At 58.1% G+C, this 22,998-nt stretch carries 20 protein-coding genes; 11 read left to right on the top strand and 9 right to left on the bottom strand.

The window, feature by feature from the left end; all coding sequences use genetic code 11:
- Window positions 1-318 precede the first annotated feature (318 nt).
- Window positions 319-1,719 carry a GABA permease gene (gene gabP, locus KCG87_RS08150; RefSeq protein WP_210557144.1) on the top strand — a complete coding sequence of 467 codons (1,401 nt, stop codon included), beginning with the start codon at window positions 319-321 and terminating at the stop codon, window positions 1,717-1,719.
- A gap of 87 nt (window positions 1,720-1,806) precedes the next feature.
- Window positions 1,807-2,898, top strand: coding sequence for a GlxA family transcriptional regulator (locus tag KCG87_RS08145; RefSeq protein WP_210557145.1), 1,092 nt, complete (start codon window positions 1,807-1,809; stop codon window positions 2,896-2,898).
- 60 nt (window positions 2,899-2,958) lie between these two features.
- Here the strand turns inward: KCG87_RS08145 and KCG87_RS08140 are convergent, their stop codons facing one another.
- Window positions 2,959-4,818 (bottom strand): ABC transporter ATP-binding protein, encoded by a 1,860-nt coding sequence (locus tag KCG87_RS08140; RefSeq protein ID WP_210685720.1) that lies wholly within the window; start codon window positions 4,816-4,818, stop codon window positions 2,959-2,961.
- A 236-nt stretch (window positions 4,819-5,054) separates the two neighbouring features.
- Here KCG87_RS08140 and KCG87_RS08135 point away from each other — a divergent pair, with 236 nt between their 5' ends.
- Entirely contained in the window at window positions 5,055-5,816 is a 762-nt protein-coding gene (locus tag KCG87_RS08135) for a hypothetical protein (protein WP_134786410.1), read from the top strand.
- Between the two features lie 7 nt (window positions 5,817-5,823).
- On the opposite strand, the gene KCG87_RS08130 is transcribed toward KCG87_RS08135, so the two are convergent.
- Together KCG87_RS08130 and KCG87_RS08125 are read right to left on the bottom strand one after the other, a co-directional pair.
- On the bottom strand, window positions 5,824-6,138 hold the full coding sequence (locus tag KCG87_RS08130) for a plastocyanin/azurin family copper-binding protein (protein ID WP_210557148.1): 315 nt from the start codon (window positions 6,136-6,138) through the stop codon (window positions 5,824-5,826).
- A gap of 14 nt (window positions 6,139-6,152) precedes the next feature.
- Entirely contained in the window at window positions 6,153-7,121 is a 969-nt protein-coding gene (locus KCG87_RS08125; RefSeq protein ID WP_210557150.1) for a metallophosphoesterase, read from the bottom strand.
- A gap of 153 nt (window positions 7,122-7,274) precedes the next feature.
- Here KCG87_RS08125 and KCG87_RS08120 point away from each other — a divergent pair, with 153 nt between their 5' ends.
- The 3 genes from KCG87_RS08120 (at window position 7,275) to KCG87_RS08110 (ending at window position 11,280) form a co-directional block, all read left to right on the top strand.
- Entirely contained in the window at window positions 7,275-7,787 is a 513-nt protein-coding gene (locus KCG87_RS08120) for a sigma-70 family RNA polymerase sigma factor (protein WP_210557151.1), read from the top strand.
- The gene (locus tag KCG87_RS08115; RefSeq protein WP_210557152.1) at window positions 7,780-8,520 is read left to right on the top strand and encodes an anti-sigma factor; all 741 of its coding nucleotides are present in this window, start codon (window positions 7,780-7,782) and stop codon (window positions 8,518-8,520) included. Before KCG87_RS08120 ends, KCG87_RS08115 begins: the two co-directional genes overlap by 8 nt.
- A gap of 138 nt (window positions 8,521-8,658) precedes the next feature.
- Window positions 8,659-11,280 (top strand): EAL domain-containing protein, encoded by a 2,622-nt coding sequence (locus KCG87_RS08110; RefSeq protein WP_210557153.1) that lies wholly within the window; start codon window positions 8,659-8,661, stop codon window positions 11,278-11,280.
- A 29-nt stretch (window positions 11,281-11,309) separates the two neighbouring features.
- On the opposite strand, the gene KCG87_RS08105 is transcribed toward KCG87_RS08110, so the two are convergent.
- The gene (locus KCG87_RS08105) at window positions 11,310-12,278 is read right to left on the bottom strand and encodes an ABC transporter substrate-binding protein (RefSeq protein WP_086791533.1); all 969 of its coding nucleotides are present in this window, start codon (window positions 12,276-12,278) and stop codon (window positions 11,310-11,312) included.
- An 86-nt stretch (window positions 12,279-12,364) separates the two neighbouring features.
- Window positions 12,365-13,177: a phytanoyl-CoA dioxygenase family protein gene (locus KCG87_RS08100; protein ID WP_134786415.1), complete on the bottom strand. Its 813-nt coding sequence runs from the start codon at window positions 13,175-13,177 to the stop codon at window positions 12,365-12,367.
- Between the two features lie 109 nt (window positions 13,178-13,286).
- On the opposite strand from KCG87_RS08100, the gene KCG87_RS08095 reads away from it, so the two are divergent.
- Window positions 13,287-14,201: a LysR family transcriptional regulator gene (locus tag KCG87_RS08095; RefSeq protein WP_134786416.1), complete on the top strand. Its 915-nt coding sequence runs from the start codon at window positions 13,287-13,289 to the stop codon at window positions 14,199-14,201.
- A 190-nt stretch (window positions 14,202-14,391) separates the two neighbouring features.
- Here the strand turns inward: KCG87_RS08095 and KCG87_RS08090 are convergent, their stop codons facing one another.
- Complete coding sequence (locus tag KCG87_RS08090) at window positions 14,392-14,910, bottom strand: nuclear transport factor 2 family protein (protein ID WP_134786417.1); 519 nt, start codon at window positions 14,908-14,910, stop codon at window positions 14,392-14,394.
- 42 nt (window positions 14,911-14,952) lie between these two features.
- Complete coding sequence (locus tag KCG87_RS08085; RefSeq protein ID WP_134786418.1) at window positions 14,953-16,026, bottom strand: aldo/keto reductase; 1,074 nt, start codon at window positions 16,024-16,026, stop codon at window positions 14,953-14,955.
- A gap of 143 nt (window positions 16,027-16,169) precedes the next feature.
- Between KCG87_RS08085 and KCG87_RS08080 the strand changes: the two genes are divergently transcribed.
- Window positions 16,170-17,060 (top strand): AraC family transcriptional regulator, encoded by an 891-nt coding sequence (locus KCG87_RS08080; RefSeq protein ID WP_210557154.1) that lies wholly within the window; start codon window positions 16,170-16,172, stop codon window positions 17,058-17,060.
- A 520-nt stretch (window positions 17,061-17,580) separates the two neighbouring features.
- Window positions 17,581-18,891, top strand: coding sequence for a glycosyltransferase family 39 protein (locus tag KCG87_RS08075; protein ID WP_210557425.1), 1,311 nt, complete (start codon window positions 17,581-17,583; stop codon window positions 18,889-18,891).
- Between the two features lie 188 nt (window positions 18,892-19,079).
- Here KCG87_RS08075 and KCG87_RS08070 read toward each other — a convergent pair whose 3' ends face one another.
- On the bottom strand, window positions 19,080-19,727 hold the full coding sequence (locus tag KCG87_RS08070; protein WP_210557155.1) for a hydrolase: 648 nt from the start codon (window positions 19,725-19,727) through the stop codon (window positions 19,080-19,082).
- Window positions 19,728-19,906: 179 nt separating this feature from the next.
- Between KCG87_RS08070 and KCG87_RS08065 the strand changes: the two genes are divergently transcribed.
- Together KCG87_RS08065 and KCG87_RS08060 are read left to right on the top strand one after the other, a co-directional pair.
- The gene (locus KCG87_RS08065; RefSeq protein ID WP_135295823.1) at window positions 19,907-20,824 is read left to right on the top strand and encodes a LysR family transcriptional regulator; all 918 of its coding nucleotides are present in this window, start codon (window positions 19,907-19,909) and stop codon (window positions 20,822-20,824) included.
- Between the two features lie 220 nt (window positions 20,825-21,044).
- A complete protein-coding gene (locus KCG87_RS08060; protein WP_134786422.1) occupies window positions 21,045-21,263 on the top strand; it encodes a hypothetical protein in 219 nt (72 codons plus the stop codon).
- 310 nt (window positions 21,264-21,573) lie between these two features.
- Here KCG87_RS08060 and KCG87_RS08055 read toward each other — a convergent pair whose 3' ends face one another.
- Window positions 21,574-22,821 carry an MFS transporter gene (locus KCG87_RS08055; protein ID WP_210557157.1) on the bottom strand — a complete coding sequence of 416 codons (1,248 nt, stop codon included), beginning with the start codon at window positions 22,819-22,821 and terminating at the stop codon, window positions 21,574-21,576.
- Window positions 22,822-22,998: the final 177 nt, after the last annotated feature.

Genomic DNA, 22,998 nt, shown 5'->3' with positions numbered 1-22,998 from the left:
TCAAAAACGAACATGACTTGGTCAATCTGGGTTTTGATTGCCAGAGCCTTGCGTGACCGACAGGTCTCCAATACGACCTCATGGTATTCACATGTCGATATCAGACACGATCATGGCGCAATCAGGCTATTGAATCTGCTGCAAGGCCGGCTAAGGTGCCGTGTCTTCCTATCAAAACAATCCCGGTCAGATCATGGGGTTGATAAGAACTGCGGCGGTTGGACGGGCTTCTCTCGGGAGTTCAGCAGGCAACGATGGTGACCGATCGCGTGCTCGTTCAATTGCTTAAATGTCGATCAGCAGAGAATAAAAATACCGATGATCAGCCCGAACTCCATGGATTCGAGTAGCCAATTGGCGCAGGGCTTCAAGCCTCGTCACGTCACAATGCTGTCCATCGCCGGGATTATCGGCGCCGGTTTGTTCGTCGGTTCAGGACACGCGATTGCCGCAGCAGGGCCGGCGGTGCTGCTCGCCTATCTGTTTTCCGGTTTGCTCGTCGTGCTGGTCATGCGCATGCTCGGCGAGATGGCGGTGGCCAATCCGGACACCGGTTCGTTCTCCACCTACGCCGACCAGGCCATCGGCCGCTGGGCCGGTTTTACCATCGGTTGGCTGTACTGGTGGTTCTGGGTGTTGGTGATTCCCATCGAAGCACTGGCGGCCGGGCATGTGCTGCACCAATGGTTTCCGCAGGTCGATGCCTGGCTGTTCGCGTTGGGATCGATCATCGCGCTGGTGGTGACCAACCTGTTCAGCGTGTCCAAGTATGGTGAATTCGAGTTCTGGTTCGCCATGGCCAAGGTTGTGGCGATCATCGGCTTCATCGGGGTCGGTTTTGCCGTGTTGATGGGCTGGGTGCCCGACCGCGAAGTCAGCGGGTTGAGCGGCCTGATGGCCGAGCACGGCGGATTTGCGCCCAACGGCTTGTCGGCGGTGGTCGGCGCTTTCATCACGATCATGTTCAGCTTCATCGGCACTGAAGCGGTGACCATCGCGGCCGCCGAATCGAATAACCCGGCGCAGAACATTGCCAAAGCCACCCGCTCGGTGATCTGGCGCATCGGCGTGTTCTACCTGCTGTCGATCTTCGTGGTCATCTCCGTAGTGCCCTGGAATGATCCGTTGCTGGCTTCGGTGGGCTCTTATCAGCGCGCCCTGGAAATCATGAATATTCCAAACGCCAAGTTCATGGTCGACGTCGTCGTCCTGATCGCCGTGGCCAGTTGCATGAACTCCTCGATCTACATTGCCTCGCGCATGCTGTACTCGCTGGGCCGTCGCGGCGATGCACCGAAAACGCTGAAGGCGACTTCCGCGGCCGGTGTGCCACGCGCCGCCGTGATCGCCAGCACCGTGCTGGGTGCGTCGATCACCGTGTGGAGCTACTTCATGCCCGCCGGGCTGTTCGAGTTCCTGCTGGCCAGTTCCGGGGCGATTGCCTTGCTGGTGTACCTGGCGATTGCGGTGTCGCAGCTGCGCATGCGGCGGATATTGCAACAGCGCAAGGTCGAGCTGACCTTCCGCATGTGGCTGTTTCCATGGCTGACGTGGCTGGTGATCGGCTTCATCTGCGCGGCGCTGGCGGTCATGATGATCACCCCGCAGCACCGCACCGAAGTCACCACCACCATTGGTCTGGCGCTGGCAATCTCCTTTATCGGCCTGATGACGTCGCGTCACCCTGCCCCGACGGCACGCGCAACGTCGGTGGGCTAGGCGTTCACGCCGAAGCCGATATTCCCTTGGCGAAGACCAAGGGAATGACCGACGCCTGCATCTCAGACCGATTCCTGTGAGGACACGATGTCATCGACCCCCTCCGTGGCCGACGGTACGACCCAATCCGTCGGGTTTCTGCTGTTGGATAAATTCACCCTCATGTCGCTGGCATCCGCCGTCGAACCACTGCGCATGGCCAATCAATTGTCGGGGCGAACGCTGTATCGCTGGCATACCTTCAGCGCCAATGGTGCGGCTGTTTGGGCCAGCGACGGGGTCCCGATCACGCCGGATGCCTCGTGGAGCAACCCCAGCGTGGCGGACACGGTGATTGTTTGTGGCGGGGTCGGCATCCAGAGCGCGATCACCCGTGAGCACACATCCTGGTTGCAAGCCCTGGCGCGCCAATCCAGACGCTTGGGCGGTGTGTGCACCGGTAGCTGGGCACTCGCCAAAGCCGGATTGCTCGATGGTTATGAGTGCAGCGTGCATTGGGAATTTCTGGCGGCCATGCAGGAAGCTTTCCCACGCGTAAACGTCAGCACCAGCCTCTTCACCCTCGACCGCAACCGCTTTACCAGTTCCGGAGGAACAGCGCCGCTGGACATGATGCTGCACCTGATCGCCCGCGATCATGGTCGTGAGTTATCAGCCGCCATCTCGGAGATGTTTGTTTACGAGCGCATCCGCAACGAGCAGGACCATCAACGCGTACCGCTCAAGCATGTGGTCGGTACGCATCAGCCCAAGCTGCAAGAAGTCGTTGCGTTGATGGAGGCCAATCTTGAGGAACCGATCGAGCTGGACAACCTAGCCGAATACGTCGATCTGTCACGCCGACAGCTGGAGCGGTTGTTTCAGAAATACCTGCAATGCACGCCGTCACGCTACTACTTGCGGTTGCGGCTGATTCGCGCGCGACAACTGCTCAAGCAAACCTCGCTGTCCATCGTGGAACTGGCGTATGTCTGCGGATTTGCCTCCACACCGCATTTCTCAAAATGCTATCGCGAGCACTTTGGGGTGCCGCCGAGCGACGAGCGCTCAGGTTCTGCAATGAGTCGTAAACGGGTAACGCCGCCGTCATCGATCAACACACTGACAACGCTCGATCAGGCGAGAAACGAATCGACGTTTGCCAGTGTTCGAATGATGGCGAGTGTCGATCTGGCTTGAATGAACCGAGGCAAATCGGCCGGGAACACCCAAGATGCCCCGGCCATGTGCCCTGCCCGTTTACGCCTGATCCAAGGCCTCCACCACGCCTTTGTCTTCTCCAAGAAACCCGCCGCTCTGATGCGCCCACAGCCGCGCATACACGCCGTTCTTCTCCAGCAATTCGGAATGGGTGCCCTGCTCGATGATGCGTCCGTCATCCATGACAATCAGCCGGTCCATCGCTGCAATCGTCGACAGTCGATGTGCGATCGCGATCACGGTCTTGCCCTGCATCATGTCATCGAGGCTTTCCTGAATCGCCACTTCGACTTCCGAGTCCAGTGCACTGGTGGCTTCGTCGAGCAGCAGGATCGGCGCGTTCTTCAGCATCACCCGGGCGATCGCCACCCTTTGCCGCTGGCCGCCGGACAGCTTGATCCCGCGCTCGCCTACCAGAGTGTCGTAGCCGGTATGGCCCTGGCGGTCGCTGAGTTGGCTGATGAACTCGTCAGCCTGCGCATTGGCAGCGGCGCGGCGGATCTGTGCGTCGGTGGCATCGGGCCGGCCGTAGGCGATGTTGTCGCGAATCGAACGGTGCAGCAGCGATGTGTCCTGGGTGACCATGCCGATCGCGCTGCGCAGGCTGTCCTGGGTCACGTGCGCAATATTCTGGCCGTCGATACGAATCTCGCCGCTGTCGACGTCATAGAAGCGCAGCAGCAAATTGATCAGCGTCGATTTGCCCGCACCGGAGCGCCCTACCAGACCGATTTTCTCACCCGGCCGAATGCTCAGGCTCAGGCCATCGAGCACCTGACGCTCGCCACCGTAGTTGAACTTCACCTTGTCGAACGTCACCGCGCCGCCGGAAGTGACCAGCACGCCGGCATCCGGTGCGTCTTGCACCTTGGTGCCTTGGGTCAGCGTTGCCATGCCGTCCTGGACGGTACCGATGCTTTCGAACAGCGAGGTCATCTGCCACATGATCCAGTTCGACATGCCATTGATCCGCAACGCCATGGCGGTAATCGCCGCCACCGCACCGGCGCCGACGTCGCCCTGATGCCACAGCCACAGGGCATAGCCGCCGGCGGACATGATCAACCCCACCACCAAGGCCTGATTGACGATTTCGAACAGACTGACCAGACGCATCTGACGAAAGCCGGTCTGCTTGAAATCTTCCATCGCCGCCCGCGCAAAGTGCGCTTCGCGGTTGGAGTGGGAGAACAGTTTCACTGTGGTGATGTTGGTGTACGCATCGGCGATACGCCCGGTCATCATCGACCGCGCATTGGCCTGTTCCTGGCCGACCTTGCCCAGGCGCGGCACGAAGTACCACATGGCCAGACCGAACAGCACGACCCAAGCAAGAAACGGCAACATCAGCTTCAGCGCAAAACCGCCAGCCAGGGCAATGATCGCGATGAAGTACACGCCAATCCCCGGCAGAATCTCGATCATGGTGAACAGCACGTCGCGCACGGCAAGCGCCGTCTGCATGACTTTGGTCGTGACCCGGCCGGAGAACTCGTCGGAGAAAAACGAAAGGCTCTGCCGCAGCATCAGCCGATGGAAATCCCAGCGCAGGCGCAGCGGCAGGTTAATCGCCAGAATCTGGTGTTGGACCATGGTGCGCAACGCCACCAGCCCGACACTCAAGACCATGACGATGCCCATGCCCCACAACACACTGCTCTCCTGCACCGCCGCTTCGCCGCCGGCCTGCCACGTGGAGAGCAAATCGACGACCTGGCCGAGGAAGGAAAACAGCCACGCTTCATAAACCGATACGGCAGCACTGAGCAACGCCAGCGCGAGAATGTAGCCGCGAGCCCCCCGCGTGCAGGCCCAGAGAAATTTAGCCAGACCGTTGGGTGGCGGTGGCACCTCGTCAGGCGGGAAAGGGTCGAGTCTTCGTTCAAACACACGAAGCATGATGTTCTCCTGAACGTTCAAGTCAGGGAGATTCTGCCACCGATTGGATCCTGGGAGGTCTTTGTGAAAAAGTGTGTGCTCGTCAGTAAAGGTGCTGGCTGAGAACGAACAATTGGATTCGTTTACAACCTGAGCACTTCCTGAAGTGGCGATCAGGCTGTCCGGGCACTTGCCCTTATCAGTTGTATCGATATGCTCTGTTCGCTCCGCAGCTCACTTCAATTCGGATAAAGACAATGCTTCAGTTGATTGGCCAGACTACCGATATCAAATCAGCAATCAATGCGTTCAACGCCTCTTACCATGCTGATTTTGCTCACGTACGCAAAATTTCCAGTCGGTACCTTGCCGCTGATGTTTCAATAGAGCGTGCTGGCGAGCTCGCTGAGGCCTTATACGCCGCATTGGCCAACTGGGGAGCGTGTACGCGCAAGGCTCCGATACTCCGTCCAACTCAGCACATCGCTGCAGCGCTGAGCAGCAAGGCGCTGCATTCCAGGCTTGTGTGCCTCGACCGCATCGGACTGGATGCTTTGGATCTAGACCCTGCGGGCGGTCGAAACTTCATCCGAGAGACACCCTTCAGCTCGCTCAACCAATTTGATACTGAATTGCTAAGTATCCTCGAGGCGTTGGCGCATGCGCTCTTCATCAACAATACCAACGTCACTTATCCAATGAAGGCTTTACTACTGATCACTGGATTCATGCCCGCGTTTGACAGCCAGGTCAGAAAGGGTTTGCAACGTGCAGGAATATCCGGGTTCAGCGGCACACAGTACCTTCTACCAAAAAACGCCTATAGAGCCGCTGGCCAGCGCATTTGCCATCTACCATTTTCCTTGGGCCAATGCTGGCGCGACAATAAAGCGCTGCTGACCGAGGCAATTCTCCAGAGCAACTATCCTGAACTCAGTACAGAGCCAGGTCGAATCTTCGACGTCATCCTGTTTATGCAAAGATCCCCTGAGCGGCGTTTGATTTTGTCGGCTGGATAAAGAGCGTCTACTGCGTCACCACCACCACCACCTTCCCAATCATCTGCGGATGCAACACGCAAAAATACTCAAACTCCCCCGGCGTATCGAACACCCAGGAAAAGCTGTCATTGGTATCCAGCGCTCCCGAGCGAAACACCTTGTGGGTTTCTGCCACCGTGTGCGGAATCTGATCGTCATTGACCCACGTCACCTTGGTGCCGACGGCCACGGTCAGGTCCTTGGGGGCGAACATGAATTCCTTGATGTCGATCTTCACTTCCGCGGCCCACAGCGGCATTGCCAGCAACAGGCCCATCAGCGCCAACAGTCGCGTTTTCATCGGTTCGCCCTCCGTCACACCAGTGTCGAATCAATCAGTGCCAGCGGATGATCGCCCTGAGTCGCGCGCACGTCGGTGATCCCCAGGTAATTGCGCAATTGATCGGCTGCCACCGTCATCGGCCCCGGCGACGGTGCGGCACCCGGTGCCGGCTGCGGATAGGCCGTGCCACGGGCGGTGTGAAAGGTGATATTGCCTTCGACTTTCTGGATCACCTGATGGATGTGCCCGTTGAGCACCGTCACTGAACCGTACTTGCGCAGCATCGCTATTGCTTGATCGCCATCCTCGGTGCCCCAGCCCCACGGCTGATAAATGGTCCACAGCGGGATGTGCGTGAACACGACGATGGGCGTGCTGCTGCTGACCGCGCGCAAGTCATCCGCCAGCCAGGCCAGTTGATCGGTGCCGAGGGTGGCTTCGTGGCCGGCCTGGAAATTGAACACATTAATCAGCCCAATGAAGTGCACGCCATGGTCATCGAAACTGTACCAACCGTTTCCTTTGGTGCCCTTGCCGTAGCGTTCCAGATAAAGCTTGCCGCCGCCCTCGTCGAGGGTGTCGTGTTCGCCGGGCACGTAATACACGGTGGATGGCAGGCCTTTGAGCAGCTGTGCGGCGGTGTCGAATTCCTCAGGTTTGGACAGGTGGGTGATGTCGCCGGTGTGCAGGATCAGTGACGGCCGTTTGGGCAGTGCGATGACCTTGTCGATCGCCACTTGCAAGGTCTTGACCGGCTCCGGATTGGCTTCCTTGTTGAAGCCGATGTGCGAGTCGCTGATCTGTACGAAGTGAAAGGTGCTGGCCAGCGCTTTTGGATCATTGACGTTGCCCGCCTCGTCCAGCGCAAAGGCTTTGGGAATCCCGCCGCTCAAGGCCCAGAGTACTCCTGCCCCGGCCCACGCCGAGCATTTGAGCAGGGTTCGCCGGTCCGGGTTGAGCGGGCCGTCGGTACGCAGCGGATGTTTTGCTTGAATGTCCATCGGTGTGTCCTCGCGGGCGAACTACAGTGAGGTAGCTGACACGAGGTAAACCTGGCCGCGCGAGGCTTTATTCCACGGCAAAAAATAAATCTTTTGCCGCGAATAAAACCCGCCGCAGCACGGTTATAGGGGTGTGACGGTGCGGAACCGACCATGAAGCGATTTGAGGAACTGATTGCGCCCCATCTGGACGCGGCCTACAACCTTGCGCGCTGGCTCACCGGCAACGACAGCGCTGCGCGCGATGTGGTGCAGGAAAGCGCCCTGCGCGCCTTCCGGTTTTTGCAGCGTTTCGCCGATGGCAACGCCAAGGCGTGGTTTCTGACCATCGTGCGCAACGAAAGCTACACCTGGCTCAAGGCCTCGGCCGGACGCCATTGGGTCGCCATCAATGACGACATGGCGATTGACGACGGCCCCCTGAGCCATAGCCAGACCCCGGAATTGCTGGCCATTCACACGGAAAACGCCGCGCTGCTGCAGCAAGCGCTGTGCGCCCTGCCGCCGGCGTTTCGCGAGGTGATCGTGCTCAAGGACCTCGAAGACCTGCCCTACAAGGACATCGCTCTGGTGGTCGATATTCCCATCGGCACCGTGATGTCCAGGTTGGCCCGGGCGCGGGCCCTGCTCAAGCTCGAACTACTGAAGTTGCACGATCATGAATGAACTCGACTGCACGGTTTGCCAGACACAGCTGCACGGCTATCTGGATCAGGAACTTGATCCGGCGACAGCTACGCAGGTGGCAGCGCACTTGAGCGCCTGCGCCGAGTGCGCGCGGCTGCATGATCAAGCGAAGTTGCTCAAGGTCAGCGTGAAGCGCCATGCGCCGTACTACCCCGCCCCCGCCTCATTGGCGGCCAGCGTGTTCGCAGCCGACACACCTGCGCCGGGATTCATCCAGCGCTGGCAAAAATGGCTGGCACCGGCCTTTTCCGCCACAGCGCTGGCCCTGGCGATGGTGCTGTATGTCGCCACTCCGGGCAGCGAGCAACCCTTGATCGACGAGGCCGTGTCCAGCCATGTGCGCTCGTTGATGGGCGAACACCTCAACGACGTGGTGTCATCCGACCGCCACACCGTAAAACCGTGGTTCACCGGCAAACTCGACTTCTCGCCCCCGGTTTCCGACTACTCGGCGCAGGGCTTTCCCTTGCTCGGCGGGCGCCTGGATTACCTGCAACACCAGACCACCGCTGCCCTGAGCTATGGGCATGGCAAACACATCATCAACGTGTTCATCCTGCCTACGAGCGAGGCTGATAAAGCTGTGCAAAGCCAAAGCTTGCGCGGCTTCAATGTGGTGTCGTGGCAGGCCAGTTATATGCGTTTCGTGCTGGTGTCGGATGTGGAGAAAGCTGAGCTGCAGGCGTTGGGGCAGTTGCTCAGAGCGCAATAGCGTGGCCTCAAAGGCAAAATCCCCGCGCATTCACTACGCTTGAGAAATCCGCCGCAGCGCAATCGTCAGCAAGAGACTGAACATTGCGCTCGGGCCGCTGTTCCAGATGAGCAAACCCAAGCTACCAAGGACGAGCATATGGACAGTTTCGCTCCTGCCACGCCGGTTCCGCCTCAGCAAAGCGCAATCACCCGCCGCCTGGCGTTTGCGGTCGGCACGCTGTTTATCGTCGGGGTGATTGCCGCTATCGGCACCCTGCTCGGCATTGCCGCTCGCCTGGATCGCGAGGATGTCGAGCAGAACCGTTTCTACACGGCCCGCGCCCTGGAAAACCGCATCAGCACCTCAAAGAGCTACATCACCAGTTACGCTGACTGGACCACCGCCTATGAGCACCTGCACACCCAAGTCGATACCGACTGGGCGTACACCCAACAGAACATTGGAAAGACGCTGTTCACCACTGACGGTTATGACGGCGTGTTCGTGCTGGATCGGCAGCGCACCAAATACGCCGTGGTGCAGGGACAGCAGGAAGACGCGGACATCGCGCACTGGCTCGCGGTGCCTGCCGCGTCGTTGATTGATCAGGTGCAAAACCAGTCTGATCTGACTGTGCCTGTCAGCACTTACTCGCTGTTCGACGGCTGGCCGGCGCTGGTCACGGCGGCGGCCATTCTGCCCAACGATGAGCGTCCGGTGGGCGATCCGCAAGAGACCTCGGTGCTGGTATTCGTCGACAAGCTGACACCGGCCAAACTGCAAGCGCTTGGCGTGGCCTATGGCCTGAACAACCTGACTCTGATGCCGGATGAACAGCTCAGCGGGGAGCAACCACGCGTGCCGCTGGACAGTACCGGTTTCAGCTTGACGGCAGATCTGAAGCGACCCGGGCAGCAATTGTTGTGGTCATTGCTGCCAACACTCGGCAGCGTGCTGGCCGTGCTGATGCTGTTGACCGCCTATTTCCTGCGTCACGCCGTGCGATCGTCGACCTACGTCGATCAGAGTTTCAGCACGTTGAAGACCTCGAATCAGGCGCTGGAGGCGGCCAACCACGCACTGGAAGCCAGTGAAGAACGCTTTCGCGCGGTGGCCGAAGCCGCATCGGACTGGATCTGGGAAGTCGACAATCAGCTGCGCCTGACCTATCTCTCGGCGCGCTTCAGCGAGGTGACCGGTTACCCGCAAACCGAGTGGCTGGGGCAAGGCATCGGGCAACTGGTGTCCTGCGATACTACGCCGCTGGAGCTGTGGCTGAAAAAACTCACCGAAGACAGCAATGCCAGCGACCTGCGCTGCACCTACCGCGATCACGCCGGGCAGCAACGTCACTGTCGGCTATCAGCGCGGCCGATCATCGAGAAACAAAGCGTGGTCGGCTATCGCGGCACCGCCAGTGACATCACCGACGAAGTCGCTGCCCATGCGCAGATCCAGCACCTGTCGATGCACGACGCCTTGACCGGCCTGCCCAATCGCAATCAGTTGTCGCGTTATCTGGATGACGCGCTGCTGCTCAAAGAGCATGCCCCGCCACTGTCGTTGCTGGTGATCGATCTGGACAACTTCAAGCCGATCAACGACTCGCTCGGCCATCCGGCCGGTGATGCGGTGTTGCAGGAGGTCGCCAGTCGCCTGCGCGAATGCACCCGTGAGCACGACATCGTCGCGCGCCTGGGCGGTGACGAATTCGTCGTGGTGCTCAATGGCATGGACACTCGGCAAGAGGTCGACCGCTTTTGTACCCGGCTGGTCGAGAGCCTGCATCAACCGATGGTCTTCGAGCTTCACCCATTGCACGTCGGGGCCAGCATCGGCATCGCCCTGAGCCGCCGTCAGGGCTTCGTGCCCAGCGAGTTGATCCGTTGCGCCGACATCGCGCTGTATCAGGCCAAGTCCGAGGGCAAGAACACCTGGTGCTATTTCGAAGCGCACATGAACGACCAGATCCAGACCCGCCGGCAAATGGAAAGCGATTTGCGTGGCGCGTTGAAGAACGACGAATTCATCCTGCATTACCAGCCGCGCTACACCGTCGACGGCAAGCACATCGTCTCGGTCGAAGCGCTGGTGCGCTGGCAACACCCGACCAAGGGCCTGCTGGGGCCGGACGTGTTCATCGGCCTGGCGGAACAGACCGACCTGATCGTGGCGCTGGGGCGCTGGGTATTGCGTGAAGCCTGTGAAACCGCACTGAGCTGGCCGTCAGACATTCTGCTTTCGGTCAATCTGTCGCCGGCGCAATTTGCCCTCAGCGATGTCGTCGAAGACGTGCGCGAAGCGCTGATCCAGACCCGTTTCCCGGCCAGTCGCCTGGAACTGGAAATCACCGAAAACGTGATGCTCGTCGACACCGACGGCGCGCTGGCCACGATGAATGCGCTCAAGCAACTCGGGGTGCGCCTGAACATGGACGACTTCGGCACCGGCTATTCGTCCCTCGGCTACCTGCGCGCCTACCCGTTCGACGGGATCAAGATCGACAAACGCTTCATCGCCTCGATCAGCAACGGCGCCAACGATCGCGCCGTGGTTCAGGCGATCATCGGCCTGGGCAAAGCCATGGGCCTGACCGTGACCGCCGAAGGCGTGGAAACCGAGGAGCAACTGGAGATTCTCGGCAAGGATCAATGCAATGAGGTGCAGGGTTATTTCATGAGTCGACCAATAGACAAAGCGGCGTTCGCCCGGTTGTTGCAAACCGCCAGAACCGGGCCGGCCGATCATTCGCCGTCGAAGAAAGGTCGCGTCATCTAGCCAAGCGGGCGTCCCTGCCCGGATTCGAACTAAAGCGTCGCGTCGATCTTTTTCGCCGCTGCATCGCTGACCCAGGTGTGCCAGATTTCCGGGTGTTCCTTGAAGAATATCTTCGCCAGTTTCGGCGAGTCGATGTGCTCGTTGGTCATGCGGGCCAGGTTCTGGTTCAGTAGATCGATGGGCAGATTGACCTTTTCCAGTACCCCGACCAGTTCGGGTGCCTGCGCATGGAACACGCTGGACAGGCCGACCTTGATGCTGATCTGTTTATCGACGCCGGGTTTCTCGCCCAGTTTGATCAGATCAACCTGACCCATCAGCGGGGTTGGCGACCAGTAGTAGAACAGGATCGGCTCGCCGCGCTTGTAGCTCGACAGCACCGCCGCATCGAGGGCCGGGCCGGTGCCGGGGCGGAAGTTGGTGTAGCTGGCTTGCAGGCCGTAGCTCTTGAGCATCTCGCTGTTTTCCAGTTCGCAGGTCCAACCGGCCGGGCAGTTGTAGAAACGGCCCTTGCCCGGTTCTTCCGGGTCCTTGAACAGCGCGGCGTACTGCGGCAGATCGGCGATGTTTTTCAGGTTCGGCGCTTTGGGCTTGAGGTTGCGTTTGGCATCGCCCTCGACCAGATACCGCGGCACATACCAGCCTTCGGTGGCGCCAATGATCGGCGCACCGACACCCACGACCTTGCCGCTGCTGGCGGCCTTGTTCCAGACCTCGCTGCGCCCGACCCACTCTTCCGCCAACACTTGGATATCGTTGCTGCCCAAGGCGCTTTCCATGGTGATGGAGTTGCCGGGCAGCGTGTCGACGGCACAGCCGTAACCATCCTTGAGCACGATCTGCAGCACCTCGGTGAGCAACATGCCACTTTCCCAATTGAGCCCGGCGAACTTCACCGGTTTGCCCGACTCGCACCAACCGGCGGCCTGGCTCGACGCACTGACGGCCAACAGGCCGATGGAAAACAGGGGGGCCAACAGGCTGTTTGTTCTTTTCACAATCGCACGCTCCAACACAGTGAACAGGATTACGGCGGTACAGGTGCTCATCACGACGTGACGGGCACCTGTCAGCAATTCACAACTCAGGCTTGCCGATGAATCGTCGGAAACCAGTCTTCGCGCAGTCGTTGACCGGTTTGCATCGCATGCCCCGGATACGGCGGCGAAGTCCGCCCCGGCCGCTCGAAGTAGCGCATGTCATCGCCGAGCCAGCGCAGCGATAGCACCCGGCGACGCTGCGCCGACGCGTTGCCTCGGGCGCCATGCACGGTGCGAAAATCGAACAGCACCGCATCGCCCGGCTGCATCTCCCACTCCAGCACTTGCATGCCCTCCTCCGAATCCGGATCCGGTGCTTCACGATAGCCATCGGCATCGCGGTAGAAGTCACTTTGATCGGCCCAGTGCACCGGTTTGATGCCTTTCTCCCAACGATGCGACCCGGCCAGCAGGCGCAACGTCGACTCGCGAACCGGGTCGACCGGAATCCAGAAACTCACGCTCTGGCTGCCTTCAACGAAGTAATAGGGAATGTCCTGATGCCAAGGCGTGGCTTTCTGCGCGCCTGGCTCCTTGACCAGCACATGATCATGGAAGAACTGTGCCGAGTTTGAACGCATGATCGCAGCGGCAACCGATGCGGCCGGGGACTGTTCGACCATGTGGCGAAATTCCGGGATCCGTTGCCAGTTGCAGTAGTCGTCGAAAAATCCGCCCGGCTGGTCATCTTTTTCAACGTAGCGGCTCGCATACACGCCCGGTTCAGCGAGGTTGCGCTCGATGCCGGCGGCAATCGTGTCGATCCACCCGGAGAACACTCCGCGCAGGCAAACCGCACCATCGCGCTGGAAGGCTTCGATGTCTTTTTCATTAACGGTGTAAGCGCTGGCTGTCATGACCTGAAACTCCCTCACGCAAGAAATAAAAGTAGGCGCAGGGCAAATATTCCATGACACTCAGCCAAGAGAAAATAATATGTCTTGATCTGTCACCGAAGAAAATCTTATGAAGTTCAGCCTGCGACAACTGCGTTACGCACTCGCTGCGGCCAAGCACGGCAACCTGACACTGGCGGCCGAGGAACTGCATGTTTCACAGCCCTCGATCTCCACCGCGATTACCGAACTGGAACAGCTTTTCGGCCAGCCGTTGTTCGTTCGTCAACGAGGCCTCGGGGTCTCGCTGACGCCGTTCGGGCGCACGCTGATGACTCAGGCCAAGCGCGTGTTGAGCGAGGCTCGGGCATTCGCCGACATCGGTGCTGACAGCACGGATTTTTCCGGAGAACTGGTGCTCGGCTGCTACGCGGATCTGGCGCCGTATTGCCTGCCCCAGATCCTGCGACGCTTGCAGCAGGAACACCCGCAGGTCACGGTGGACATGCGCGAAGGCGAGTTCGAATATCTCGGCAAGCGTCTGGCCGAGGGCACGCTGGAGTTGGCGTTGACCTACGATCTGGGCTTGCCGGCCAACACCACATGCGTCGAGCTCTGTCAGCTGCGCGCACACGCCCTGCTGCCGGCCGATCATCCGCTGGCCAGTGCGGCCGAGGTCTGCCTGCAAGCACTAAGCGAATGCCCTCTGGTGGTGACGGATCAGATCCACAGCTGGCAGCACGTGCTGGACTTGTTCAACTTCCATGGCTATGCCCCGGCCAGCGTCCAGCACACCCACAGTTTCGAGTTTCAGCGCAGTCTGGTGGCCAACGGATTTGGCGTGGCGTTGACCTATACCCGGCCCTTCGGCGATCACAGTTACGACGGCCAGCCACTGGTCTGCCGCCCCATTCGCGAGCCATTGCCGGTACAACGCATCGTGCTCGCCCACGACCAGCGTTATCCACTGACACCGCCGGCCGAGGCGTTCAAACAACAGGCGCTGACGTGGTTCAAGGAGCGGCAGCCGTTTGCCACAAGCTGAGATTTGCCATGCCTCAAGCGGCAGTCGGAGCCCGTAAAGTCTCAGATGGCCCACCTTGGCGCTGAAACAATTTCGACTCGATCCAGCGCTTGAACGCGCTGGAAAACTTCTCAAATCCTTCCTCGATGATGTCGACCAGAGCCCCGCACAGTCGAACAGATTAACGACCTGCTCACCATGGCGCCTGGCTTTACTCTGACGGGGGAATTCGACGTAACACATCGCCATAAGCAGACAGATCGAGGAACGCCGTCACCTCTGTCGCACGCCCTTGCTCCATGCGGAAGATCCAGACGTAGCTGTTGGTATAGGGCTTTGCGTCGTGAGCGACGGCTTCGCCTTTCCAGTGGATGATGACGTAATCACCATCGGCCCAAAGCTGCCTTGACACTGGCCGGATGGGCGTCTTGAGGCGGACGGTCAGGGGGCGAACGGCTCGCTCCATCAAGTCGTTGCGGCCACGGTAAGTGCCGGAGTGAGGTCCTGATCCCTCAATGGTCCACACGACGTTGGGGGCCACAACATCGTTGAAGAAGTCAGCCCCACCAGCCGCCCAACGGTCGAACGCCGCGGCAACAAAGGCCTTGTTGCTTGCGACCACCGCCCCCTGTCCTTGCTCGAGATTGGCCGAGGCGCAAGTCGCAAAACAGGCAAGCAAAGCACAGAACACAAGCTTGTAGGTGAGATTGGCGAAACGGATTCTGGCCATGGTATTTGCTCCTGCTATCGATAGTGTTCCTGCTTGCGGCACTTAGCCCGCTCGTCCCTGCAGCTTGATGCCGCCAAATACCAATTGCTGAACCATCGGCTTGGCCACAAACCGGCCTGGAAAAATCAGCTCCGGCGCGCTTGCCTGATCCAGGCGGGCGATATGCGATTGATCCAGCTCGATGCTCAGTGCTTTCAAGTTGTCCTCGGCTTGCGCCAATGTTCGCGCGCCGATAATGGGCGCCACCACGGCCGGGTTTTGCAATGTCCACGCAAGCGCTACCTGGGACGGCTTCGCGCCGATCTCCCCAGCGATATCAACCACCACACTGGCGATTTGCAACGAACGCTCGGTCAAGTGGCCCGATGAACTGATCACGCCCTTGCGATTTGCCGCTATGCCGGCTTCGTTACTGTTGCTCAGGTCGTCACGCCCGTATTTGCCGGTCAGAACACCGCCGCCCAGCGGAGACCACGGCATTACGCCCAGTCCCATTTCTCGCGCCATTGGCAGCAGCTCGTGCTCCACCGTGCGCTCCACCAGGCTGTATTCGATTTGCAGTGCCACGAGGGGCGACCAACCGCGCAGCTCGGCAAGCGTTTGCATTTGCGCCACCTTCCACGCGGGCGTGTTACAGATGCCCAGATACACCACCTTGCCGCTGCGCACGAGGTCATCCAGGCCGCGCATCACTTCTTCCGCACCCGTGGTGAAGTCCCATGCATGCAGGTACAACAGGTCAATGCGATCAGTGTCCAGTTGACGAAGGCTGGTTTCCACCGAACGCATCAGGTTCAGGCGCTGATTGCCGCCTGAGTTGGGATCACCGGGATTACGGGCCATGGTGTACTTGGTTGAAATAACCAGGCGCTCGCGCCGGCCCTTCATCAATTGGCCAAGAATGCGCTCGGAAGCCCCGTTCGTGTAATTGACCGCGGTGTCGATAAAGTTTCCACCCGCCTCGACATAGGCGTCGAAAATTTGCCGGGCGCCGGCGGCGTCCGTCCCCCACCCCCAGTCAGATCCGAAGGTCATCGTGCCCAATGCGAGCGGGGAAACGCGAATGCCGGAGCGGCCGAGCAGACGGTAGTGATCGAGTGCTGAACGAGTAGACATAGGAACTCCTTACGAAACACAGGTTTTTCTGTAGGGAGATTTTGCGTGGAGATCGCGACTTGCACGTATCAGTATCGTCCAGCATCCTTGCATCATCCTCCGAACCATTTTGCGTTCCGTAGTAGAACGTTTTGGGAAACGCCATGAATCCGCGGCACAAGCTGATCGACCTCATCAGCCGTCATGCACCGTCAAATGGTTTTCACCTGACACCACTGGCAGGCGTTACTCTGGTGCGTTCTGATACCCCGACAGTGCCCATGCCCGTGGTTTATGAGCCGACGCTCTGCTACATCGTGCAAGGCCGCAAGCAAGTGTTGGTGGGCAGCACGACCTACGTTTACGACGCGGCCAACTACTTGGTGGCCTCGGTGGATATTCCGGTGATGGGTTCGGTTATCGAAGCCAGCGAGGCAGAACCCTATTTATGCCTGGTGCTCGATCTGGACATGACGGTGCTAAGCGAACTGGCCTTGCGCAATCCTCCGACCAGCCACGAGAAGGCCGTGGTGTCGACCGGCATCGAACTCAATGGCAGCACGCCGGAGCTACTCGACGCGGTGACCAGGCTGGCTGGCTTACTGGACACGCCGCAAGACGCAGCCGAACTGGCTCCGCTGGTGGTACGTGAGGTGCTCTATCGCCTGCTCACCCTCCGTGGCAATGGCATGCTGTGGCAAATGGCCAAGGCCGACAGCCGCCTCGGCCAGATCGCCAAAGCGATTACTTGGCTTCGTGCCCATTATCAGGAACCGTTGCGCATTGACGATATTGCCGACATCGCAGGCATGAGCCGCTCCACCTTTCATGCTCATTTCAAAGCGGTGACGTCGATGAGTCCGATCGAATTTCGCTGTCTGCTTCGGCTGCAGGAAGCCCGGCGCCTGATGGTAGCCGAAGCACTGGATGCGGCGAGTGCCGGTTACCGCGTGGGCTACGAGAGTCCGTCCCAATTCAGCCGTGACTACGCGCGAATGTTTGGCCTGCCTCCTGCCCGAGATGCCGGGCGCTTGCGCAGCGGTGCCATGGCCTAGCTAATTTGCCAGGTGCAAAAGTGCTTTCACCCTGGACGCGGTAGTCTGGGAGGAATAGTTATGTTCCCGAACAATCAAAAAAGTGAGCTTCGACCCCCATTGCCTACTGACTGGCACAGATGGAGTCCGCTGTTACTTTCAAGATTAAACAGGGATCAACTCACATCAAACCCTTTCTACCCACCGCCAATATTGCCGAGCGCGAAATACGTAGAAAGCCCGGCTCGACGCGCCTCGTTAATAATGTTTTTTGTCGACTTTGATTAGTCTTGTTCAGGGAGTGTTTAGGCACGTCATGCTTGAATAGTCCATGCCGTGGGCTAGGCTCAAATTCAATTTTCCGAAATACACAACTTCACTTACGGCTTACCGGGCTTTCAGGACTGCGGTAAAAAAGAACAACTTCACTAAAGGGTTACCGATGGATCGATATGAGGCCCCGCTTGTTGTAGAGCGCACTTGGCGGGCAGTGTTGTTCAAAGGATTGATTACGAGAAATCCATGCCTGAGCATTTTTTTCATGACACTGGCCGTGTTCATGGCGTTGCAGTACAAACCCGCTGTCCTCAACTACACAACACGTTTTGTCGACTTTGCCGAGTACATGTTGCTGCACGGCATCACACTGTTCCCGATTGCCGACGACCTCAAGCCTTATCCCGACTATACGGTTCTCAATACCCTGTTGGTCTATCTGGTTTCCTTGCCGTTCGGCCGGGTGTCCATTCTTTCAATGGGTTTTCCGTCCTGCGTGGCCGCTTCGCTGATGCTGGTATTCATTTATCGGCTGGGCGCGTTGCACAGCAAGAAATGGGGTGCGTATGGCGTTCTTTTCAGCCTGCTCACCTGGGCTTTTCTTGACGGCGTCAACTCGCTGGCACTGGATATCTATCCGGCGCTGTTAACGGTGATGTGCTTCTACTTTGCCTATGCGGCCGATGTAAAAAAGGACCCGCGTCGCCTTGCATTTCTGTACCTCGGGTTGGCACTGGGTTTCGCCTTTCGGGGGCCGATTGGCTTGATCGGACCCGCGACTGTCATTGGCGCCTATTACTTGCTGAGCCGGCAGTGGCGCATGTTGCTGCTGTATTCATTGCTCTCGGGCGTGATTCTGACTCTTGGCGTTGCGCTGCTGGCATGGGCCGCCTACTTGCAAGGTGGGCAAGCGTTCCTAGACGAAGTGCTGAACATGCAGGGCATCGGACGCTTCGGTTCCGACCACGCGCCACGCTATTACTTCTACTTCTCCGCAGGCTTGTTTACCTACGGCATCACGGTGTTTTACGCCATTAATGTAATTATCAAGAAGTACAAACTGTTCTTTCGCCCGACCCGCGATAAAGACATCGACCTGCTGCTGTATCTGACCGGGTGGCTGTTGGTGCTGCTGGTGCTGTTTACAATCCCCAGCTCGAAGAAAGCGCGCTACATCCTCGCGATCACCCCGACCATTTCGCTGCTGGCCGCCTACCTTTTCGTCAGCAAGGAAGCCGCCTTGGTCCGCGCCAAAAACGGCCTGCTGAAATTCTGCCTGAAGTTGCCCCTGCTGGGGTTGGGGATGCTGGTGGCGGTGCTGGTCTACAACAACTTCGCCGATGTCCCGCTACAGCCCAACTACCTGGGCGTAGCCTTGGGATTGTCTGCGCTGCTGAGCTTCTACCATGGCAAACACCAGTACTTCGCCGAGCATCCCTATCGCGAGTTCATGACGCTGTCGTTTGGCGTAGCGGCATTTCTGATACTGGATATGTTTTTCTTCAACCCGATCACCTACCACCTGGAACTCATGATCGAACCCACGCCGAAGTTTTTGCCGTATTGGTTTTGGTGAAGCCTCTTCCTGAGACATGAGTTAGCGACACGACTGTCCAGTATCCACATGTTGATATCTGACAGGGTCATGACGCATCCAAGGTACTGAATCGGCGGCAGGGTCTGCACAAAAGCAGTCGTTTGCAGCAGTAAAAAATAAGGTGGCGCCCGCTTTCGCGAGCGACACCTTCATCCCCTGCCCGCTAATCAGGCCTTCTTGTCCGCTTCGTCCAGCGCTTTTTCAGCGTTGAACCCGTCGAAGTTCTCGAATACGCCCAGAAAGCCCGGCACGGTCACTTCTCGCGCCCAGTCGCGCTGTAGTTCGCAGTACATTTGCACCCGGCTGATGAGCTTCGCGCCCGCCTGTTCCATTCTGCGCAACGCCGCCTCGTGCGCGGCGAGCGATGTGCCGCCGACCGCATCGACTGGCACATAAACGTCATAACCTTCCTGGATCGCGTCGAGCACCGGGAATGTCAGGCACGCTTCGGTCCAGAGTGCAGTCATGATGAGCTTCTTGCGCCCGAGCGCCTTGACTGCCTGCTTGAATTGCGTGTCCTCCCAACTGTTGATCGATGTGCGGTCATAGGTCGGCAGATGGCCGAGCACCTGTTGCAGCTCCTGAATCGGCGGCTTGTTGCGGCCGGTCGCGACATTGACTGTCGAGTGGATGATCGGAAGGTTGTAGTTGACCGCCGCCTTCGCGACGCTGGTTATGTTGAAGACGAGTTCATCACGCGGCATCGAGCGGATCGAAGAAACCTGAACCGGCTGATAATCGATGATGATCAACACCGAGTTTTCCGGGGTCAGTAGCTGATCGGTATGGGGGTTGCGGAGAGTCTCGCTTGCCATTGGCAAATCCTTTTCATGGGTGACGCACGTTTGTGAATCAGGCCGGAGCCTGTGCGGGTGATGGATTCCGAGACACGTGCGAATGACGCCATGCCCGGAAAATCCATTGTGCTGTTCCCATGTTTGACGCAGTAGTAGCATTGCGCGACGTGCTGTGTCGCGAAAAGAGGAACGCAAGCGTGGACATCGAAGAACTGCAGACCTTCGTGGAAGTGGCTGATGCCGGGGGCATTTCGCAGGCTGCCCTGCGTCTTGGCGTGTCGAAATCGATCGTCAGCCGCCGCCTGGCTCGGCTTGAAACCGAATTGGGTGTGCAATTGCTGGCACGCTCCACGCGCGGGGCGGCGCTTACCGAGGCCGGTGCGACGTTCCGGGACTACGCCGCCAGGGTTTGCACCGAGATCGACATCGCCAAGGAAACGATCCTGCCCGCCGGCGCCCTCCGCGGCCGCTTGCGCGTGGCCGTGCCGCTGTCGTTCGGCCAGAGTCACTTCGCCCCGATGCTGGCAGAAATGGCGCGTCGGCATCCGCAGCTGCACATCCAGACCTGTTACAGCGATCGCTTCGTTGACCTCATTGCCGAGGGGTACGATTGCGCCATCCGGGTGGGCTATATGCAGGACTCCAATCTGATCGCCAGACGGATTGGCCCGGTCTACACCAAGCTCGTCGCGAGCCCCGCCTACATCAACGCGCATGGAGAACCCCAGACGCCGGATGAACTGATTGCCCATCAGGCGCTCATGCAGGGCACCGAAGCCTGGCAATTCATGGATGGCGACAAAGTCATCACGGTTCGTCCGCAAGGCCGCTTCAAGGCCGACAACGGCATCGCCCTGGTCGCCGCCGCGACCGCAGGCCTGGGTGTCGCCTACCTGCCCGATTGCCTCACCCATGAACACGTGGCATCCGGCGCATTGGTGCCGATCATGACAAACCATCCTCCCCCTCCGGCCGGTGCCTACATCATCCGCCCGCCGGGTCCGCACCCTGCGCGCAAAATTCGTGTGCTCACTGAACTGCTGATCGAGTTCTTCGGCGAAACGCCACACCTGGCGGTGCAGCCGCTGTCACATCAGGATGATGCGCTGGTGTGAGGTTGGGCTAAGCGAGAGCGACAGACTTCCTCTTTATCCGCCGTTCGCGCAGGGCCGCTATGGGAAAGCGGTCACTCGCGAGTGTCGCCTTCTGACCGGAAGTTGCCCGATAAAAACTCCAAAGCCAGCTCGGATGATTAAAAATCGCCCCAAACACGCATTGCCGCATCTGTCCGGCGTCAGTAGGATTCGGTCATCGCTGACATAGATGGATGTGTATATGGAAAGCATGCCGAGACTGGAAATTGAGCGCGTTGCGTATCAAGAGTTTTTAACTCTTTGGGAACGCGGTGTATTCGATAATCAGCGCTTAGGCCAAGCGTTCTATAACCATTTTCGGCTTCATCGTCTGAGCGACCAAACGCGCCTGTTCGGTCTCTATGAAACTGACGGAGACAAGGCCATAACCGCGATCTCCCGCCTGTTCCAAATCAGATAACTTCGACCCCGCGTTTCGCGAGAGCAGGGTCAGCCTTGAAGACCGAGAGGAGATCTAGCGTTTTTACAGACTCTGGGCCAGAAGCGGACGTATTGGCATTTGTGTAGTATCTGCCTCTCTTCCAACCTATATGAGGTGCCCGACGTCTACTCGACACCCCCATCCCCTACAAGAGCTGTCCTAGACCTGCAATTCGCCCTTTACTCGATGGAGCGCCCATCACGGTAAGGTCATGTTTGTGTGACGTACACGAGCAACCACAATCCCTTGATATTTTACAATAAACCCTTCCATTTACCTGAAGCCTATGTCATGTAGCCATAACTGCCGCGAGCTTCGGATGTTTATTTTGATAATACAGCTCCACCTCAGCATCATTCTCCAGGAATTGCCATACCTCTTTTGAACGCATGGAGTATAAAACGATAACTGCAAACACTCCCAGATACAGCCATACCAAACTCGCCGTGCCGAATTTAGACATGATAGCGCCAGTCATCACGAATGAAACCGAGCTTCCCAACTGACTAATAACCAACGTGGACGCCATCAATCTTACGCGTGCACCCGAAGGTATAGACACAACTCTTTTATCCATTCCGATCAAGGTAATACAAGCACTGGCCGCCCCCGCGAAAAATAGCCAAGGAATCAATAGCCAAACTTCATCGCTTTGCGTCGTCGCGCAAAGTGAAAAAGTCAGTAACGACCAACATCCAAGATACTTTTTGCGCTGATTTTGTCTTTTAGCAATAATTGGGCTCAAAATTAACAAGCCTGCAATAGCTCCACTCGCGAAGACAGCATTCAACAGGCCTGCACTGCCTTCCGCAAGATTGCGAGTATGTATAAGTGTTGGAACCAGCATCGGCACGATCGCCGTGACGGTCAAACCAAGTAGCAGCCCAGAACAGGTCAAAAATTGTTCTGGCGGAAGAATGCATTTAAGTTTAAGCCCAAGAAATATGTCATTAATACGATGTGATGTTGATCTCGGCTTTGTGGGGGCTTCACTTATCGGTAGAGCCATTGCTATTACTACGGCTACTAGTCCCAGTATTGAAGAAAAAAGTAGCGAGATGTCCAATGAATACACCGCAATTACAATGCCCGCTAACAAAGGCCCCGCAACCCTACCCACGGTAACAACGATACGCCGAATGCGAAATGCAGCACTCGTTTGATGTTTATCAACAGTTTCAGCAGGATAGATGCCAAAAAGAGGCTGGACCACTCCAAATGCTGCTACGGCGATAACGTCGATGAGAATCAGGGCGTCAAGCGAATACCAGTTAGAAGCAAATAAGTACCGCAATGCACTGGCAAACAAGATTACAATACAACCTGCCTTAAGAGCAGTACTACGGCGCATCGACTCAACGCGTGGCGCAAAGCACAACATTGAAATTATCGCTGCGAATGCGAGTGCTGTTTCGTAGACAGCCAGTTCAAACAGGCTGCCCCGCTGTACAATAATCAGAGGCAGCGTTGTGTTCCAACATCCGAGGTAGATCCAGAGCAATAACTCCAGGTATAGATACGTTCGGAATGTACTCAATTCATAATTTCCTTCTTCGTATGGTGGCCGCTATAGCTCCCTGCCATGGCGACCCCTTCACACGAATCAGCCTGCTATAAAATGATTGACTTTAAAGCTTTCTGCGCTCACACCAAACTTGGAAAAGAGGTGGCCGTGCATTTTATTCTTGTATATATCTCGATTCTTTTCGAAATA

This window comes from Pseudomonas sp. MWU347 (genome assembly GCF_017947305.1).
GTDB classification, from domain to species: Bacteria; Pseudomonadota; Gammaproteobacteria; order Pseudomonadales; family Pseudomonadaceae; genus Aquipseudomonas; species Aquipseudomonas putida_A.
Note: the sequence above shows the minus strand (reverse complement) of the source record. Positions and strands in the feature narration are given on the sequence as shown.